Annotated in this window: 13 protein-coding genes and 1 pseudogene; 5 read left to right on the top strand and 9 right to left on the bottom strand. The window is 43.1% G+C overall.

Translation table 11 applies throughout. From position 1 onward, the window contains the following. Positions 1–180 precede the first annotated feature (180 nt). The 4 genes from PG901_RS03360 (at position 181) to minE (ending at position 3,895) form a co-directional block, all read left to right on the top strand. Positions 181–1,275 carry a hypothetical protein gene (locus tag PG901_RS03360; protein WP_442966843.1) on the top strand — a complete coding sequence of 365 codons (1,095 nt, stop codon included), beginning with the start codon at positions 181–183 and terminating at the stop codon, positions 1,273–1,275. A 203-nt stretch (positions 1,276–1,478) separates the two neighbouring features. After that, positions 1,479–2,345 carry a septum site-determining protein MinC gene (gene minC, locus PG901_RS03355; RefSeq protein ID WP_271133501.1) on the top strand — a complete coding sequence of 289 codons (867 nt, stop codon included), beginning with the start codon at positions 1,479–1,481 and terminating at the stop codon, positions 2,343–2,345. 444 nt (positions 2,346–2,789) lie between these two features. After that, positions 2,790–3,602: a septum site-determining protein MinD gene (minD, locus tag PG901_RS03350; protein WP_183620258.1), complete on the top strand. Its 813-nt coding sequence runs from the start codon at positions 2,790–2,792 to the stop codon at positions 3,600–3,602. A 2-nt stretch (positions 3,603–3,604) separates the two neighbouring features. Continuing rightward, entirely contained in the window at positions 3,605–3,895 is a 291-nt protein-coding gene (gene minE, locus PG901_RS03345; RefSeq protein ID WP_183620257.1) for a cell division topological specificity factor MinE, read from the top strand. Positions 3,896–3,984: 89 nt separating this feature from the next. Here the strand turns inward: minE and PG901_RS03340 are convergent, their stop codons facing one another. From PG901_RS03340 to pilG, 9 genes and pseudogenes are all read right to left on the bottom strand, one after another. Further along, positions 3,985–4,512, bottom strand: coding sequence for a cytochrome b (locus PG901_RS03340; RefSeq protein WP_271133500.1), 528 nt, complete (start codon positions 4,510–4,512; stop codon positions 3,985–3,987). 173 nt (positions 4,513–4,685) lie between these two features. Then, complete coding sequence (locus PG901_RS03335; protein WP_271133499.1) at positions 4,686–5,189, bottom strand: hypothetical protein; 504 nt, start codon at positions 5,187–5,189, stop codon at positions 4,686–4,688. Then, entirely contained in the window at positions 5,186–6,220 is a 1,035-nt protein-coding gene (locus tag PG901_RS03330) for a chemotaxis protein CheB (RefSeq protein ID WP_271133498.1), read from the bottom strand. Before PG901_RS03330 ends, PG901_RS03335 begins: the two co-directional genes overlap by 4 nt. Continuing rightward, positions 6,210–13,319 (bottom strand): Hpt domain-containing protein, encoded by a 7,110-nt coding sequence (locus PG901_RS03325; RefSeq protein ID WP_271133497.1) that lies wholly within the window; start codon positions 13,317–13,319, stop codon positions 6,210–6,212. The genes PG901_RS03330 and PG901_RS03325 overlap by 11 nt, the downstream gene beginning before the upstream one ends. Before the next feature lie 30 nt (positions 13,320–13,349). Continuing rightward, positions 13,350–14,369: a CheR family methyltransferase gene (locus tag PG901_RS03320; protein WP_271133496.1), complete on the bottom strand. Its 1,020-nt coding sequence runs from the start codon at positions 14,367–14,369 to the stop codon at positions 13,350–13,352. A 207-nt stretch (positions 14,370–14,576) separates the two neighbouring features. After that, positions 14,577–15,581, bottom strand: a pseudogene (locus PG901_RS03315) (methyl-accepting chemotaxis protein); the annotation flags it as partial. 530 nt (positions 15,582–16,111) lie between these two features. After that, positions 16,112–16,642: a chemotaxis protein CheW gene (locus PG901_RS03310; protein ID WP_201565077.1), complete on the bottom strand. Its 531-nt coding sequence runs from the start codon at positions 16,640–16,642 to the stop codon at positions 16,112–16,114. A 3-nt stretch (positions 16,643–16,645) separates the two neighbouring features. Next, on the bottom strand, positions 16,646–17,008 hold the full coding sequence (locus PG901_RS03305; protein ID WP_183620243.1) for a response regulator: 363 nt from the start codon (positions 17,006–17,008) through the stop codon (positions 16,646–16,648). Positions 17,009–17,297: 289 nt separating this feature from the next. Then, positions 17,298–17,678, bottom strand: a complete 381-nt coding sequence (gene pilG / locus PG901_RS03300; protein WP_149488687.1) for a twitching motility response regulator PilG — start codon at positions 17,676–17,678, stop codon at positions 17,298–17,300. Positions 17,679–18,496: 818 nt separating this feature from the next. Here pilG and PG901_RS03295 point away from each other — a divergent pair. Next, the gene (locus PG901_RS03295) at positions 18,497–19,825 is read left to right on the top strand and encodes an efflux RND transporter periplasmic adaptor subunit (protein ID WP_271133495.1); all 1,329 of its coding nucleotides are present in this window, start codon (positions 18,497–18,499) and stop codon (positions 19,823–19,825) included. Positions 19,826–19,864: the final 39 nt, after the last annotated feature.

The following is a 19,864-nucleotide window of genomic DNA, read 5'->3' as shown; positions in this document are numbered from 1 at the left end:
AGCGGATTTTTTCTATAAAAAGATAATGGCTAAAATACCAAATTATAATGGTTGATGGCTTGTTTTTTGGCATGATTCATTGATAATGTGAATAACCATTAAAACTCGTTACTTATTTGGTAGTGATTGGCCGAAAGCCACTCACTACTGATGCCATTTACCACTTAATAAGGTATGACTGTGTCCGCCTCTTCTACTAGCAGCGCCCCTATAGAATCAACGTCCGCGCGCAATCAGTCCTCAGACTTATCGAATAGTCCACCACCAAGACCGAATCGTCCCAAGCCCAATCGCTTGAAGCTGACCTATGATATCGTGATGATTATCGCCATCAGTATTGATTTATTATTAATCGGTATTGACGCTATTTTAATGAGTGGTTTTAGTAGTGATGCGGCGCAGTGGTTGACCCTGAGTGAGGCATTAAACTGGTATCAAAGTAATATCCATGATTCGTTACGGACAGCTGGTGGCTTCTTTACCTTATTTTTGATTGTAGAGCTGCTATTACGCTGGGCGATTGCTATTAAAGAAAAGGTTTATTACCGCTGGTTCTTTTTCCCTTTTGTCCACTGGTATGAAGTGTTAGGCTGTTTCCCGCAGCTGCGCGCGCTACGTTTATTTCGCGCGGTGATTATCGGACGCCGATTATATCAGCTAGGTTATCAAGTATTGCCGCAGCCGTGGATTAACCGCATTAACTTTTATATCGATTTACTTTTAGAAGAGCTGTCTGACCGCGTCATCTTAACGACCATTCAGACCTTTCGGCAGCAGCTCACCGACCCTAAAATGCATAAATCGTTTATTGAGTCGACCATCGCGCGCAATCGCAACGAGATTGAGGCGGCGGTGCTATCGCTGCTACGTAAAGAGCTGGCGCCAAAACTCCAAGCACTCACCGAGTCATCAGGCGGCGGCACCATTATCGCCACTGAGATGGGCAATGCGATTAAAGAGGGGTTGGCCAATACGCCTGAGCTACGCCGCTATCTGCGCATGATACCTATTGCTGGTAGCTTAATTGAGTCTCAGCTTCAACATGTCGGGCATAATATTGGTGAAAATGTGGTATATGCGCTTAATGAGCGCCTGCTTGACGCCGAACGTCTCGATGCTTTGATGGTCGCTATTGCCAGCGGCGTCGCTCAAATCGATACCGATAACAGTGCCCTTGATACATTAATCTCAAGTATTATTGCCGACAGTTTGGATGAGTTTGAGGCACAAATAAAAGTGCAGCAGTGGAAGCATCAGGACATGCTTAGGTTGTAGCATTTTTAGTCAAAGCGGGCTTAGCAAAAACTGGCTTAGCAAAAATCGGACTAGGAAGAACTGACTTAATAAGAACTGGGTTTTGATCGCGATAGTTTTATATAGCGATAGTTTTATATAGCGATAGTTTTATATAGCCATACTTTGATAATAAAAACGGCACCGTGAACACAGCAATACGACCATTTTTGAGGATTTATATTATGACGATTTCAAACAATGACCAGCATGCCCTCGCCTCAGCCAACACGCCGGCGTTAGCCTTTTATGGCAAGATGCTGACTTTTTCACGGGTGCAGTTTAGCACCGCTGATTTTACAGCGATTGCCAGCCAACTTGAAACCACTCTGAGCAATAAGAACAGCAATATTCCGGTATTGATTGACAGTGAGGTCGAGCAAGATTTATCGGCGTTGGTCGAGCTGCTTTGGTCTTGGGGTTTGCAGCCTATCGGCGTGGTCACAGGCTTGCTAGACGCGCAAGCTCGCGAGCTACGCTTGGCGATATTCCCCGCTGACGGTAAACGTATCGAGCGTATTTTACCGAGTAAAAAAGCCACTACTCAGCTAAGCCAAGTAGCGGCTACTGTGCCCAACAACAGTGCTGACTCTACAACCACCACTGCGGATAATACGGGTTCAATAGTAGACAACCAAGCGGTTGCAGCAAGCGCAATACCTGAAGTAGCCGAAACCACCTTGACCGCAGAAACACTTATCAGCGCTGAGCAAATTACCAGCCTCATCTACGATCAAATGCTACGCTCAGGACAAAGCCTCAACCATGTTGGCGGCGATTTGATTTTAACCAACAGTGTCAATAGCGGCGCCGAAGCCATTACCGACAATAACTTACACGTTTATGGCCGCGCCCAAGGTCGTTTGGTCGCAGGGGCAACAGGCGATAAAGACGCGCGTATTTTCTGCCAAGTATTTAACCCTTCGTTGGTCTCCGTTGCCGGTACGTATTGCTTACGCGACAACCTACCCGAGCATGTGATTGATAAATCGGTTGAAGTACGTTATTTAGAAGGTCAAGGCTTGGTCTTTACTGTCATGGACGACGCTTAAATTAGCTATGACACTAAGATTATCCAAAGACCTCATTGCAGTTATATTATTGCATTGATATCAGCTTAAAAAATGGATGATAAAGACTAAATTGGCGGCTAAATAGTATGATTAATATTGTAGTAAGTTTACTTAACAAAACTGCGCTATGATGAATTTTTAGCTCTGCCACTATTTACGTTAGACTATATGTACGGGCTTTGAGCGCAGATACTAGAGCGTTTTTTAGCTCTCTAATCTGTTTGCTTATAGCAAGCATAAATGTGATATATCGGCTGTTTTTGTGCTTTAATATAGACTTGCTATAAGTTTTTGTATATTTATGCTAGGCTTACGCTCGCAGATAGCACATATACGCTAGGTGAATGCCGAGCAAATGTGCTACTTTATATCTATACTGTTTTGTATAATAAATATCCCATCAATTCATAGGAGTGTGCCATTGTGGCGAAGATTGTTGTAATCACTTCGGGTAAAGGCGGTGTGGGCAAAACCACAACCAGTGCTTCTTTTGCCGCCGGTTTAGCATTACGTGGCTATAAGACAGTTGTTATCGATTTTGATGTAGGCTTACGTAATCTAGACTTGATTATGGGCTGCGAAAATCGAATTGTTTATGACTTTGTCGATGTTATCAATGGTAATGCACGCCTATCCCAAGCGCTGGTGAAAGACAAGCAATTGGAGAATTTATATATCCTACCTGCCAGTCAGACACGTGATAAAGATGCGTTGACGGACGAAGGTGTAGCAGAAGTCATGGACGAGTTGTCTAAGCAGTTTGACTATATCATCTGTGACTCGCCTGCTGGTATCGAACGCGGTGCTCAGCTTGCGATGTATCATGCTGATGAAGCCATCATCGTTACCAACCCTGAAATCTCTTCTGTACGTGACTCGGACCGTATCATTGGTATCTTGCAAAGCCAAACTAAGAAAGTGGCTGAAAACCAAGGGACAGTACGTGAGCATCTTATCATCACACGCTACAATGCAGACCGCGCCGCCGCTAACGAGATGATGGATATCGATACCATCTCTAACGATATTCTAAAAGTGCCGTTACTTGGCGTGGTTCCTGAGAGCCATTCAGTACTTGAAGCCTCTAACCACGGCGAGCCAGTGATTCATTATACCGACTCTGTTGCTGGTCAATGTTATGACGATATCGTTGCCCGTTTCTTAGGGGAAGAGCGTCCATTACGTCACATTGATGTGAAGAAAAAGAGTCTATTACAGCGCTGGTTTGGGGGTTAATAATGAGTAAGAAAAAAGGATTTTGGAGTAGTCTATTCGGCACCGATGACAGCAGTAATGCTGGTAGTGCCAATATGGCCACTGAGCGTCTAAAGGTTATCGTTGCAAGCGAAAATCGTTTAAACAACCGTTTGACCGCTGACCGTATTGAAAAAATGAAACGTGAAATACTAGAAGTGGTTAATAAATACGTCAACGGCGTTCAGATTGATGATGTCAATATCAATCATCGTTCTGAAGACAGCTTAGATGTGCTAGAAATGAATATCAGTTTACCTGAGCATAAAAAGTAGAGTTGTTTAGTTTACTTTATTGCTCCATAAAAAAGCCCTAAGTATCATACTTAGGGCTTTTTTTATGCTTACTTTTTATCTACAAGTCTTTATTTTATACGGGCTATTAGATTGTCTTTTTTGATAAATTGATGGTATAAAGCGGCGCCAATATGAATCAAGGTAAAGGCGATAATCATTGGCCATAAAATATCTGTATGCCAGTCATTAAAAAGTCGGGCCAAGCCTCTATCTGGTGTGACAAAGACAGGGATTTGAAATAAGCCAAAAATATCAACGGCTCTACCGCCATAGACTGACATCAGCAGCCCTGCTGTTGGCATAGCGATCAATAAAGCGTACAAGAAAAAGTGTGACAATTGTGAGAGGAGCATCTGCCATTTTGGCATAGCAACTGCAGGCGGTACTTTGGTAAATATACGATTGATCACGCGGGCAATCATCCAAAACAATAAACTGATCCCAAACGCCTTATGCAATCCGATATAGACCTTACTATCCAAATTGCCATATAAAAATATCATGACCCAAGTGACCAGCAATAAGATGGCACTAATCCAGTGAAAGATTCGACTAGCAACCGACCACTTTGTCAGGTTTGAATTGATGGTATTCATAGCTTACTTTATCACCCCTATTGTTCATTAGCGCTCAATGATGCTCATTCATACTAACTGGCGCTGACTGATACACCGATATTGGCAAACAGCGATTGGCTGATAAAGACACGTGCTAAACACTCTCAAGGCTAATGACAAAGATTTTTATGAGAAGCATAACCGTAAGCAAACTAGCGGTCTAAATCAACCAATTGGTGTGCTATTTTATCTAAATCTGCTACCAAGTACAGCGTATTATCAATCATCACGGTTTGAAAGAGGTAGGATAGCACATCATCTTCTTGTACGCGTTCATCAACATCATCGATTTTGTCGTCTGTCTTAATCAAATACTCAGGAAGGTCGATATCTTTGACATCAGAGATACGCGCCTGTAGTTGGCGTAGCTCGCCTGCCGTTTGAAGTGCGATGCGATGGGCGGAGGTATTACCCTCTAAGACAATCATTTTCTCTGGTTTTTGATGGCGTGGCAATAGATGGAAGACCGCGACTGCTTGCTGTTGCCACTCATAACTATCGGTATGTTCGCTACATTCCTCAACGCTCAAAATCAAACTGCTAGGAATAATCCAATCCGGTTGGTTAACTGCTGGGACAACCGTCACGTCGAGCATACCATTGTTAGTGGTCAGTAAGCTCACCGCCTCAAACGAATGCTTTAGAATCTGTTTCATAAGTCGCTCACAATAAATGAATCTAAAGGGGCGCTCACCGCCCTTTCAGTAATATACTCAGTAAGTTTTTCTGCTAATGCTGTAGGACTGCCGACAAACTGACAATAGCCTGAATCAATAATCGCTTGTGGCTGACTAGGACAGGCACTTAAGCTTGGCTCTTGCGCCCACAATTGACTGTCATTGTCTTGGATTAAATCTAAATACTGCGTACCATCGTTACCCATCCCTGAAAAGATAATATTGATAAGCTCACTGCCATAGACATCACTGGTATTTTTAAGAATTTGCCCGATAGCAGGTTTATAATCGCCTTCCCAAGCCTGGTCTAACAAAATAATGCGACCGGTTGAATCACAGACAATTTGTTTATCAATAGGCACTATAAGACATTGCCCAGTGCGCAAACGCTGCGTTGAGGTAATCAGCTGACAGCGCCACTCATTATGACGATTCAATATACGCGGTAAGGTACTAATCATGGTTTGGTTAAAGTGATGCGCCAATAAAATACTTACAGGCAGTAAAGGCGATAAGTGGTCTAGAAACTCTTTGACAGCGCTAGGGCCACCCATTGAAGCCCCTAAAAACACCACATAACGCCAGTCATTGGCCTCATTTTTATAGGCAGTGTTTTTATCAGTAGCATTATTGACTAGCATCGGCAAAGCCAACATATGGGCAAGCTTACGCTTTAGTTTACGCTGCCACTTAGCATACTGCTGTGCTTCATTAAGATACGGTGCTTGACTGAACCCTACCAACACAGCGGCAGCTTGAGAGGCTGCCGTTGCTGTCGCCATATGATGGTCATAATCACCGTCGATTAACCAAATATCGATAGAGCCTTCATAGCTCTCAAACTTATCTTGCAATTGCGCCCGCGATACGCAGTCAACCAGCTGTAAACCACAGCTACGTACCGTATCAGAAAAAGCCATACGCTGATGATGGTCCTCTGCAACCACCAATACCTTGATATCACTTTTATGTTTATCTTTTAGCGCCAAGGCACGTAAGTTATCCTTCATTGACTAGGCTAGCCTCTTTACCCAATAGGGTTTCAATCTTACTAAGAAGCTGATTTTCTTGGAAAGGTTTGCCCATATAGTCATTAACCCCAATCTCAAGGGCGCGCTCGCGATGTTTTTCGCCCGTACGCGAGGTAATCATAATAATCGGCAGATGTTGCAGACGTCTATTATGGCGGACTTGCGTCGCGACTTCAAAACCATCCATGCGCGGCATCTCGATATCGAGTAGCATCAAGTCAGGTGTCGTTTCTTGTAGAATCTCAAGCGCATCGATACCATCTTTGGCAAGCACCACAGTGAAGCCTTGGCGCTCTAAGAAACGTGAGGTGACTTTTCGTACTGTAACGGAGTCATCGACCACCAAGATAGTCGCTTTAGACTCTGTCGTGCTGCGCATGCTCACAGCAGGTTTTGCGACTTCTTTCACCAAGGCGACATTACGCATCAAGGCAATCAAATCAAGGATGAGCATGACTGAGCCATCACCCATAATAGTCGCTGCTGAAATACCTGATAAATTCGAGAACTGTTGTCCCAAAGGTTTTACCACAACCTCAATACGCGAGCCTGCGATTTGGTCAACCTGTAGCGCCATATTCTGCCCACTACGGTTTTTGATAATAATAAGTGGCACGCTGGTATTGGTATTGACGACCAGCTCATTTAACTTATTACCAGATAAAATCTCATTTAAATAACGGACGCGATAATCGGTATCTTCAAAGTTAAGCGTCGCCGCGCCTGATTGATAATAGTCGTATATTTTTTCTGGATTGATACGCACCACGCGCTCAATCTGTACCAGTGGTATCGCATAATAGCGGTCTGCTGCGCGCACTACCAAGGCATCAGAAACAGCAACGGTGAGCGGCACACGCATGGTAAATCGAGAACCTTTACCAAGCTCTGAGACGACGGATACTGCGCCGCCTAACTGACGAATCTCACTGATCACGACGTCCATGCCGACACCGCGCCCTGATATTTGCGTCACCTGCTTACTGGTACTTAAACCGGCATTAAAGATGTACTGCATAATATCAAGGTCGCTTAAGGTACTGTCGTCTGCATCAATCAGACCTTGCGAGATAGCTTTATTGCGTACTGCTTCTACATCAATCCCACGACCGTCATCGGTTAACTGGATGACAATTTCACTGCCTTCACGCCGTACTTCTAAAGTGATTTGCCCACTACGCTCTTTACCCGTCTTTAGGCGTGTAGCAACGTTCTCAATCCCGTGATCGACGGCGTTACGTAACATGTGCTCAAGCGGTGAGGTAATGCGTTCTAGAATGGTTCTATCCATTTCATCATCAGCATTGATAATCTTGAGCTCAACCGACTTATTAAGCTCATTGGCTGTCTGACGTACGATACGCTCAAGCCTTGGCGTTAGACGAGTAAACGGCACCATACGCGAGTTCATCAAGCCATCTTGGAGCTCGGTTTGCGTTCGTGATAGTTGTAGCAACAGACTTTCACTATCACGGGTTTTTTCTAATAAGGTGTTATTAATATCGACCAAATCCGACGCCGACTCTGTCAAAGATTTTGACAGCTGATTCAATGAAGAATACTGATCCATCTCTAGCGGGTCAAAACCTTCATGATTGACCAGCTCGTCATCGATTTGCGATAAAATCTGCGCCTCAAGCTCAATCTCCATCCGGCGTAACTGATCTGCTAAGCGCTGTACGGTAGTGCCCATCTCTTCAATACTATTGGTCAAGCTACTCATGCCCATATCGATACGCGCACGGTTAATCGCCGACTCGCCCGATAGGTTAATCATATGCTCAATCAGACCACCTGAGATACGAATCATCTCATTATTATTGGTGTTCTGCTCTTGCTCAGCGGTATTGGCCACCATCAGCGGCATCTCACTAATGTCCTTTTGGATATAGGTCGATTCTTGCTTTTGCTTTGCCAAAAGAATGGCGTCACGCTGCGGTTGCAATGACTCTTTCGGTATCTGCTTTAAGCTATCTGGGTTTTTACTAAATTGCTGTAATGCCTCAATCAATAAATCAGGGGTTGGCGGATTCACCTGTTGCGACAGAATGAATACGGCATCTGCAAGCCAATCATGACAGGCAACTAATAGCTCTAAGACTTTTTTGGTAGCAGGACGGCGACGATCGACGAAATCTGTATATACCGATTCCATTTCATGCGCAAGGTCAGCGATACCACTAGCGGTCACCATACGCGCGCCACCTTTAAGGGTATGCAAGTCGCGTTGTAGTGCCTGCAATGCCACCGTATCATTTGCATCACTTAAGAATGATTGCAGATATTCGTTACGGTTGGTCAGGGCCTCTGCTTCTTCTAAAAACACTTCCAAAATATCAGGGTCAGGCAAGCCATTTGCCCATGATTGCTTAATAATTCTATCTAAACTTAAGCTATCTGCTGCTTGTTCTATACGATGAATATATTCATCTGCCAGTACTTGCGACTCGGTATCGATATGGTTTTTCGGCATCGGTACAATAAGTTGGACGACATCTGGCAATGCCTTCGCTTTTTCAAACTGTTGTAACTGCTCAATCAACTCAGGTGCAAAAAACGATTGCTGATAGCGGACAATGTGCGCCACTTGTAATGACAACGTATCTTGCACGACCTGCATAATCTCAAGCCACTGTGCGGTTGGTACTCGTCTTTCTTCTACAAATGCCTCGTAGATACTCTCCGCTTCATGAGTCAAGTCACCAATACTACGGATACCTGCCATGCGCGCGCCACCTTTGATGGTATGCAGATGACGTTGTAAGACTTTTAAAGTATTGATATTACTAATGTCGGCGCGCCATTTACTAAAGCTGTCATTGAGCGCGTCATCAAGCTCTTGCGCCTCTTCTAAGAAGATTTCTAATAGCTCGATATCGGTATCGATGGTTTCAAGCTCTAGCTCAGGCGCAGCGATACTATGCACCGAAGCATCAGCATAAACCTCTGCAGCAATATTAATGTTGGCTTCAGTTTCAGTTTCAATTGCAGCGTTGATTTCGGCATCATCAGCGACCATTTCGTCATTACTGTCATGGCGTTGAGAAATACTTTGTAGCTGCTGAAGAACTTGCTCATCAATCTTTAATGAGCTGCTACCTGCCAAGGCATCAAATAAACCGACCAATTGTGCATGTCCGGCCAGTAAAATGGCTTGAATATCAGTATCAATTGACTGCTCAGGATGATGACTTAAATAAGCATAAGCCTTGCCCAACTCATTAAGGATGGCAATAAACTTTGGAAACTCTTGGGCTTTACCGCTTAAGTATTTTATTTGTGCCATTTGCTGCGCTATATAAGCTTGGACTTGCGCACTTTCTGGATGAGTCAAAGCGGCTTCTAGCTGCCATTCAGCATCGAGCAATTCATTGATATTATCATCCAACAATTGGTTTATCGTTGGCTTATTATCAGCAGTGCTCTCGCTATCTTTAATAGCATACTGCTCACCAAGCATCGCTTGCAAAGAAGCAATATCTTGCTGGCTTTGCATCTCTTCTAACGACACATCTTGCTGCTGAATGTTTTGTTTATAGTTGTCCAAATAGCCATTAATCAGGGTCGCAGACTGGGCGAGCGCCTTTAAATGCTGCGCACTCATCGGCGTATCCTGCTGTTGTAGCAGCTCTAAACTCTGCTCTATGGTCGCACTAACCTCGCTAATTGCTGTCAAAGCACTAGACCCAGAAGCAGCCCTTAAGGTATGGAATGCCCGTACAATCTCATCGCTTACCGCCACATAAGGCTCGTCTTGATGGCGACGAACAAAGTCATTAACGCTCTCTAATAACTCTTCTGCTTCTTCAATAAAAATGTCAAAAAAGGCTTGTTCTTCTTCACTTTGAGGGGTTAAAACGATGGGCGCTTCTGCCATTTTTTCATTCACAGAATTAATCGTTTGCAACATGCTGTCGATATGATTGCTATTGTCAGCATTGCTCTCATCGTCAAAACCATCCTGAGCACTTTGATTTGTGCTTGGTGCAGAAGACGGTGCAGGAGTACCTAATAACTGTTGGTATAGCGCAGAGTAGCTAAATTCATTACCCAACTGTTTACTATAGGCCTGCGCACAAGCCACCCATAAGGGCATGATAGTAGGATAATCTTGGCTATCGTTCTCAAAGGTGGTTAATAACTCAGGATACACGCTCAGCACATCGCCAATCAGCTGCTGTATGTCCGTAGAAGCCGTAATGCTATTATCTAAAATACGGTTGAGCATATTTTCTATCGACCACGCCAACTCAGCACTAGTGTTAGCACCAACCATACGCCCCGACCCTTTTAAGGTATGAAAGCCGCGACGAATATCAGTCAGCTGGGTTAAGTCATCTGGAGCAAGCTGCCACTGCTCATATAAAGGCACGATTTCATCCAAGACCTCATTGGCCTCTTCTAAGAAAATCTCTTTAATATCGGGATCAGCATCGTCAGCATCCATCGGTAACGGCTGGGCTGCTGACATAAATGGTTGCAGTGCCGCAGGGATTTCTAATTCTATCAATGATGCAGAGATATCTTTTTCCTCTGCCAGCGAATAATTAACGTGCTCTGTCGTTCCTAGAGTATCGGCATGCTCAATGTCTAAGTTTGTTTCGTTTAAAAGGAAACTTTCTTCCAGTAAATAATTATTTCCTTCAACGTCAGCGATAGAAGATATGACTTCAGATGTTTCTAGCCCAGTGTTGATAGGTTGCTGGCTCATTAGGTTATTGCTTTGCACAATAGTAATAGCAGGATCAAAGCTTGGTATTCTCTGTGCTTCAAAGTCACTCAACATCGCTGGTAGACGCTGGGTCGTTTCTATCACTAATGCGACGACTTCATCGGTCACCGGCAGTGTTTTTTCCAACAGACGATTGAGTAGGTTTTCAATGGACCATGCCATCTCACTGATGCTAAAAGCACCAACCATACGCCCTGAGCCTTTTAAGGTATGAAAACCTCTTCGCACTTCCGTTAACGGGGTTAAATCCTGTGCGTCTTGCTGCCATATCGGTAAAAAATCTTCTAAATCAGCAATAACCTCTGCAACCTCTTCGATAAAGATGTCACGAATATCTTCATCGATATCAAAGTTATCAGGCTTGATTTGGCTACGGGCGCTTAATAAAGCGGCACTTTCTGCTTCACAAGCGTTATTAAGATTATTAACGTTATCACTCGCTAAAACTGAGTCGATAATGTCGTCATTATTAATAGGCGCAATTTCACCACTGTCGTCGTAGCGCAGTACATTACTCGCTGCTAATTTTTGCGTTAAAAAAGTATCTTTTACTGTTTCAGGTGCATCGATATAGCCAGTAAGCAACGTTGAGGCTTTATCAATATAGACATTTGCTTGTTCTAATAATGCTTGGTTAAAGACTTGCTGCGCCAGATAATCGAGTAATAACTCAATCGACGTTAAACCTTCTGCCACTGCTTCAGTAACATCCCAGCTGAGTACATTAATCTCATGGGTGCTTAATTGATCAAATATAGCAGCTATTTTATCCGTCGCGTGACGGATTGATGGCAAGCCCATACTATCAAAGGCTTCGCTGATTTCAGTAAAATCTGCTGAGTCTGATAATAGTTCGATGTTTTGGCGCTGAATATAGTCATTAAAGCCTTGCTTAACGTCTTCGACAGCAATACGCAACTCACGCAGCTCTTTATCATTTGACTTAATTTGGCGGTTATTTTCTGTTTGTAAGCCGTCAACACTATTAACGCTATTAAAACCATCAAAATCGTCATTCGTAACGACTACAGGTTTAGAGGTAAACGACGCCGCGTTTCCTATTTTGCTAGCAATGACTTGTTCGGTATTGTAGACAGCATCGTATAATTCTTGCAGTTGGCGCTCAATTTGCCACTGTTCCTGCTTATGTTCCTGCGTATGTTCTTGGGTCAATTCTGCTTCTGCAGATAAACCACGCTCTATATCAGCTAGGATTGCGGCAGTCTGTGCAGCAAAAAACGTCCAACCGCGACTCTCAAGTTGGTTATTTATGTGTTGTAAAGGTTTTAATAGTGTGTGAGGTTTATCAAGATTAAAGATAAGACTTTCAATTTGACTGAGTATGCGCGGTAAAAAACGTGATTCTACATCCGGCTGCGATACGTTATGCAATATAGATTGAGCGTTTTCACTATAATTGACAAGGTTACTTAACTCAATATAAATACTGGTTATTAAGTTATTAATGATATCCGTCGATATCTCGTTTTGCTGCGCGCAGGACTCTATTAGCGCATCTAACTGGCTTAATAACGCGGCATAATGTTTAGGTTTTGGGGTTTCATTGTCTGCTAGGTCATGTAGCCAAGTTTCAGTCAGATACCAAAGACGCTGTAAGTCTGCATCCGCTGTAGTTTGCCATAAATATTGACTGACCTTTTCTAAAACCGTCAGTATAGAGGGAGTGTTGGCATTAGCTGCTAGTAATGCTTGTACTTGCTGACGCCAGACCAATAACAATTGCTGATATTGCTCACGGTCTAAATTTGCCGCTGTCGTAACATCAGGTACTGTAATATCAAGGTATTCAATATCCATCATGCTAGCAGAATGCTCAGCTTCAAAGGCTAAAGAAGCATCTGCAAGATGGTCAGTCACGACACCATAATGCGCTAAGACTTGTGTCAACTCAGCCGAGGTTTTATTCAGCAAAGCAGCATGGTAGCTACCCGTGCGCGCGTAGTGTCCAAGCTCACGCATGAGTAATCGATGAGCTATTTGACCAATACGGCTTTTATCCGTACCAAATGCTACTTCAGCAGCTATTTCTGACCCTGTTTCAGAAGCCGCTCCAGAATTTATTGCAATGTCGTCTGCAAGAGTATCTTCTAGGTCAACGACTTTACCTATTCCTGCTAACAAACTTAGCTTAGTCGCCAAACTTGCCAATGCAGGCAAGTTGAGCATGGTTAAGGCACCACTAATTTGATGATAGCTCTGTGACATTTGCTCATAATCAGCGCTTTTTTCACCTAATTGCCAGCCATCAGCTACCTGTGATAATTGCTGATTAAATAGTGGTAATAACCACTCAAACGTCACCATGTCATTGGGCTGGTTTTTCATAGATTTATCCTAACTCGTCTAGGCGCTAATTTAGGCACTGATTTTTTGCCACGCATTAATCTGTGGGTGCGCAATACGGCGCATGTTTGATGGACGCCAAAATAACGCCTCACCTGGAGCCAATATAATATAACCGCCTAGCGCACACTGCTCTGATAGCCGCGCTAAAATATCACGCTGATCAAACTTGCGAAAATACAGCAGCATATTTTGGCAGACAATCACTTGTTGTAAATGCGGGGTTGGCGGCTCTTGATTGATAATATTATGTAAAGTAAAGCGTACCTGCTGTTTTAAGGTTGGCATCACTTGCCAGTTTGCATTTACGCTATTTTTTATGGTTTGCTTAGTATTAGTCGCCACAGGAGCAAAACGTAATGCTTCGATGACGCTTGCCTGACGCAGTGGCTGGATAAATTGCTGACAATGCGGGGGAATTAAAGCCTCCTGTCTTTTATCATACTGCCCTAAGCGTGCTTTTTTTAATGCTTGTTCGCTGACGTCAGTACCCAATATAGTGTAATGAGTCAGCTGCTTTGCCGCTAAGCTCATTGCTAGCGACCAAGTCTCTTGCCCACTCGCACAGCCGACGCTCCATATACGGAACAACTCATTAGCGCCAATATGGTCACTGTTATTAGCCTTACTAGCAACACTGCTATTAACATTGCTATTAACATTACTGTTATTTGCTAATTGCCGCCGTTGATGCTGCAAAGCACACTCGGTGACAAATTCTATAGAAGGCTGATGGCGAAAGAAGCGACTTTCATGAATCAGCACCTTATCCAAGAATTGCTGACGCAGCTCATGATTAATCGGTAACTGCTGCCATAACTGTAGAATAGTGAGCCCATACGATAGTGCCGTTTGCGTGACGGCATTGACCAACCACTTACGCTGAACATTCGGTAATATAAAGCCGATTTCTTGCTCTATATAACGTTGCCATTGCTCTGTATCAAAAGCAGCATCCTGTCTTAAAGCCTCGGCCGCTAAAGCGTCGGCTTTATAAATAAAATGACTGTCTTGTTGCATATGATTATTCATGTGACCTGCTATTAATAGTGTTGCCTTAGATAAGGATAAGATAATAACTAGAGCAACTATTTGGTTAACATTTCAATATAAAAATCATAAATTAAGCGCTAATGACTCAATAATAAATGGCCCTTAAATACTGGCTGATACTCTTTCATCAATATCTAAGTACTCATCATCCGTCTGTTCTGTATGTAATTGCTCATCATCATTAGAAATCTTGAAGCCGGTTACTGACTCTTGCAATGCTGCTGCCATTTCACTCAGCTCACCAATAGAGCGCGCCGTTGCCATCGAACCCGATGACGTTTGCGAGGTAATATCTTGAATGATATTCATCGTATGCGAGATATGACCTGCAGACTCTGCCTGTTGCATAGCGGCGTTGGAGATGTTTTGAATCAGATCCGCCAAGGTATTCGAAACGGTTTGCACCTCTTCTAGTGCCTCACCCGCATCTTTTGCCAAACGGGCACCACGTACCACTTCAGAAGTCGTTGATTCCATCGACATCACTGCTTCACTGGTATCGGCCTGAATGGTTTTTACCAGCGTTTCGATCTGTTTGGTTGCGTTGGCTGAACGCTCAGCAAGGCGCTGAACTTCGTCGGCAACAACCGCAAAGCCTCGACCAGCCTCCCCTGCCATCGATGCCTGAATCGCAGCGTTCAATGCCAGAACGTTAGTTTGGTCAGCAATATCGTTAATCAAACCAACGATATCACCAATCTCTTGCGAAGACTCACCAAGGCGTTTGATACGTTTTGAGGTCTCTTGAATCTGATCACGAATAACGTTCATACCCTCAATCGAGCGCTGTACAACTTCCGCACCGTTATAAGCAATAGCAACTGAACGCTGTGCAACCGTTGCCGATTCTGCAGCGTTATTTGAAACTTGGTCAATCGATACCGTCATCTCATTAATAGCCGCTGATACGCCCGCAATCTCTTGTGCTTGGTGTTCTGATGCTTCAGCAAGCTCAACCGCATTCATCTGCGTTTGCTCTGAGGACTGCGAGACGCGATCAGCGGTACTGTTAATAACCAGTACCAACTGACGTAATTGGTCAATTGCGAAGTTAACAGAGTCAGCAATCGCACCCGTAAAGTCTTCCGATACGGTCGCATTTACCGTCAAGTCACCATCTGCCAAATCACCTAGCTCATCCAGTAGACGCAAAATAGCAATCTGGTTACGCTCGTTTTCTTCTTGAATTTGGCGCGCACGCTCAGACTCTGCTTCCGCTTCTTGGCGACGACGCAAGGTCTCTTTTTCAATCAATAAACGTTCTGAGCCGCCACGTTGTTTTAGTAGCTGGAACAACGCAAATAAGATACCAAGTACACCTAAGACAAATACAATCACCGGCAAGACAACTGATTGATTAAAATTCGTTAAATATTGGCTGACCGATGACAATGAATTGACCAGCCAAAACAGACAAGCCACACTTACTAAAGCACAAAGCCCTAATAACAGCTTCCATTTACTATTAGCATCTGTCGTTGTTTTATTCTTACCAGCTACAGGGTTGTTTATAACATCACTCATCGTGCCTCTTCCTTTCAAACAATCGTCAAAGTCGTATCGTGACTGACTCTGAAATCATATTGTCATCAAAACAACAGTGATTAACAAAGCCTGTATGAATGCTGACATATCACTAAACCATGTCAGCCCTTGTTCTTTATTCTTGCTTTAACAAAAACCGCTTATTAAAAACAGTTAAGTAATAAAGACCGCTATGCTTATATGGCGGCATCGGTATACTGCAAATCTTGTGCAAGCAAGCTTGGCATAAACACATACCAATCTTGCTCATCCTTAAAAAACTTGCCATGGTTATAAGGCGCAAATGGCGAGCTGGGCTCAAGCGCTTCTGGACGATATTGATCTTGAGTGAACTGCTCAATACCCAAGACTTGATCGACCAACAACCCTGAGAACACATTATCATGGTCAATAACGATAACTTTACGTTGGCTCATTTGCGACAACTGACTAGGCACTTGTAAAAACCGCGACAAATCGGTTAAAGGTAACAAGCGCCCACGAATATTGGCGATGCCGAGCATCCAAGGCTTTACTAAAGGCACGCTGGTATATTCTGGCATGGTCAATATCTCTGATACCTGACCCATTGGTGCCACCAAACGCTGACCACCAATCTCAAATACCACACCTTGCCAGTCAAACTCTTTGCCTCCGCGGCGACCACTTTTGCGCGCGCGTGCTAAGTCTGCTATCCGTAGCAGTTCAATAAACCCTCTGGATGCCACAAGCTACTCCATTACTCTACGAATTATCTGGACCAGACCACTTTCATCAATCGGCTTAGTAATATACTCTTTAGCGCCTTGACGCTTACCCCATACGCGATCAGTTTCTTGATTCTTGGTACTAATCATAATGATAGGAATATGAGACGTGGTTTTCCCACGGGTAATCTTACGAGTTGCCTGAAAGCCGTTCATTTCAGGCATCACCACATCCATTAAGATGACATCGGGCAGATGATCAATGGCCATCTGACAGCCTTGCTCACCGTTTGTCGCTTCTAATACTTGATAGTTATTCTTCGCAAGCATGTCGCGAAATTTCGCCATCTCAGATGGCGAGTCGTCAATGACTAAAACAGTAGTCATAGGTGTTTCCTTTATTTTCGATGATATCCATTAGGATATATTATTGATACAAATCGATTAAAATAAGTCGCTATGAGTCAGTGGCCGCATTATTCTCATCAGGGTAAAAATTAAGCAGAAAGCTCTCATGACAAATATGCATAACCAACTTTCCTAAACAGCGTCAGTAAGAATAACTGTAAAGACAACTTATCTGCTGATTAGCAACTTATATTGGGTTTTTGTAGCGGGCTATTATTTATAGCGGGCTATTTATAACAGCTTATAATAAGTTTTAAAAAACCTACCGCTATGAGCGATACTGATTAATCGCCTCAAAAAGCTCATCTTTACTAAATGGCTTGGTCAAATACTCATCAGAGCCGACAATGCGACCACGGGCTTTATCAAATAAACCATCTTTCGATGACAACATAATTACAGGCTTGCTGGCATAATCAGGATTGTTTTTTATCAATGCGCAGGTCTGATAACCATCTAAACGTGGCATCATAATGTCCACAAAAATAATATCTGGGTTATGATCGACAATCTTAGCCAAGGCATCAAAACCATCAATGGCGGTTACAACTTCGCAGCCAGCTTTTTGCAATAACGTTTCTGCGGTACGGCGAATGGTCTTTGAGTCATCAATCACCATTACTTTTAAACCATCAAAATTATTTTCCATTATCTCTGTCCTATTAATGACTATTTATTCGTAGTGCTATCTATAAGTACAGATTATCACTCTAATCTGCCAATCTAAGCTATCAATACAAAACAATAAGCGGTTATCTTAATTTATCAGTGAACGTATTTTATCTAAAGATAAACAGCAAAACCTGTATTGTGCTCGATCATAATAGCTAAATTTTCACCATCAGTATCTGCCTATTTACCAGCGCATTACCATCAGTCACTATACGCACTTTATGGTAAATATTCTTAGCAAATTGCGCGGTATTTTAAGTGCTATTAAGCGGTGATAATACCTATATCAGCGTTGCGCAATCATACTATTCAGTCATCGATACAAATCCTAGCTAACCGAACTGCGAGCCTTTTCAGCAATCATTCATTAAAGCTTAGTTATTAAAAGCAGTTCATTCTTACTAAAAGTAATTGCTGTTACTTAATAGGATTTGATTTAGATGACACTAAAGCCAGATATGATATTTGGTGTTGCTATATTTTGGCATTATATAGAAATAGCGTGCACCTTACCGAATAATTTTCTTTTGTCATAAAAATGTATCAATATATTTTATTATGTTTGTTTTAGCACAGTTGCAATGCCTTTTCCAGTCATTTAGTGAATTTATGTTCAAATAAATCAGTGTAAATTCATCACTCTAGCGCAAGCCCTTTATTTTCGGCCTATATTATCAGCGTTGCCTATCAACGCAATATTCAACTCAATCAATGCCCATTAGAAAAGACAGGCTAATCATTTCACCGCAGCAAAATTCACTATATAATGAAAATTCGTTGATAATGGTGACTGGTATGACAGATTCTATGTGCTCAAGGCATTTAAGCACGATATTTTCAAGTGCGCTATTTCTAGCTTCTAGCCCTTTAAAAAAGAGCATGTACCTCTTAAGTGCTTTGCTCATTATCGCCTGTCAACCCTCGCCTCCGACATCAGAGCCGGTCACTGCCGAAAATAGCGAGACGGTTAATACGCCGCTCCTCATTCGCGCTGATAGCATCACGATGACCCCTGACCATATCCTGAGCGTCAAGCCAACCCGTTATCAGCCCAGTCTTGGCTTAGAAGGTGAAATTGAACCTATTAAAAAGGTCAATCTGATTGCCGGACAAGCGCTGATAGTCGAAAAAGTATTGGTGAAAAAAAATCAATGGGTAGAAAAGGGTGCGCCCTTATTTATTGTTCGTCGTCAAACGACCGAGATTCAACAGCCAGCTGATGCAGTAGCGGCTACAAACTCAGCAGAAACCGTAGAAATTAATAAAAAGGCTGATATTAAGCCTGAGCAATCGGCCGCCAATAATCAGAATTCGGCAGATAATACCGTTATTAATAGTGATAAACAGACAAAACAAGCGGTAAAAAATGATGCAGAAATTGATGCAGAAAGCGATGCGAAAATGACGGCCGCTAACAGTAAAAAGCAAACTACAGACAACGCTACTAGCAGTGGCAGTAATGACGACAATAACACTCAAGAAAATACACAATCAGAGAAATCATACAACTTGATCACGGTGCGGGCGAGTTTTTCTGGTTGGATAGAAAAGCTCTACATTAAAAACGAACAAAAGATAGAAGCGCGGCAGCCTTTATTAAAGCTCAGTGACGAGACGGAACTGCATTTTATTGCCACCCTTCCCATTGACGCGGAATCGCAAATCTCTGTCGGGCAAACGGTGAATTTTACCGCTGAAGGTTTAATAGATGAATTTACCGGCCAAGTGAGTAAGCTGACCACCACTCAGCAACCCAAACAGCTGTTGGTTGCTGTCAACGTGGTTGATAATGAAGTCAGTCGCAACCAGATAAGACCTGATATGAAGGTGACAGGACGTGTTGACTACGGACAAATACAGGTCGGTACCACTGTCCCTAAGCGTGCCCTGCATAATGTAGATCTCACTGTGCTGCACAAACCGCCTTATAAGCCGCTGCGGCCTTTAATCGCCAATGTATGGATTATCAAACAAGACCAGCGTTTGACGCGCCAGCCTGTCGAGGTCATTGAGTATGACCCGCTGACCAAACAATATTTAATCGCGGGCATTACCAATGACAGTTTGATTTGTTTGGCAAATCTACCGGTTGAGTCTGAAGGTAAAAAGGCGGTAGTTTCATAAGCATTGAAGCAAGTAGTTACATTGTGTAGAAACATTAAC

The organism is Psychrobacter sp. ANT_H3 (genome assembly GCF_027919975.1).
Lineage (GTDB): Bacteria > Pseudomonadota > Gammaproteobacteria > Pseudomonadales > Moraxellaceae > Psychrobacter > Psychrobacter maritimus.
This window is presented reverse-complemented; position numbering and strand designations above follow the sequence as displayed.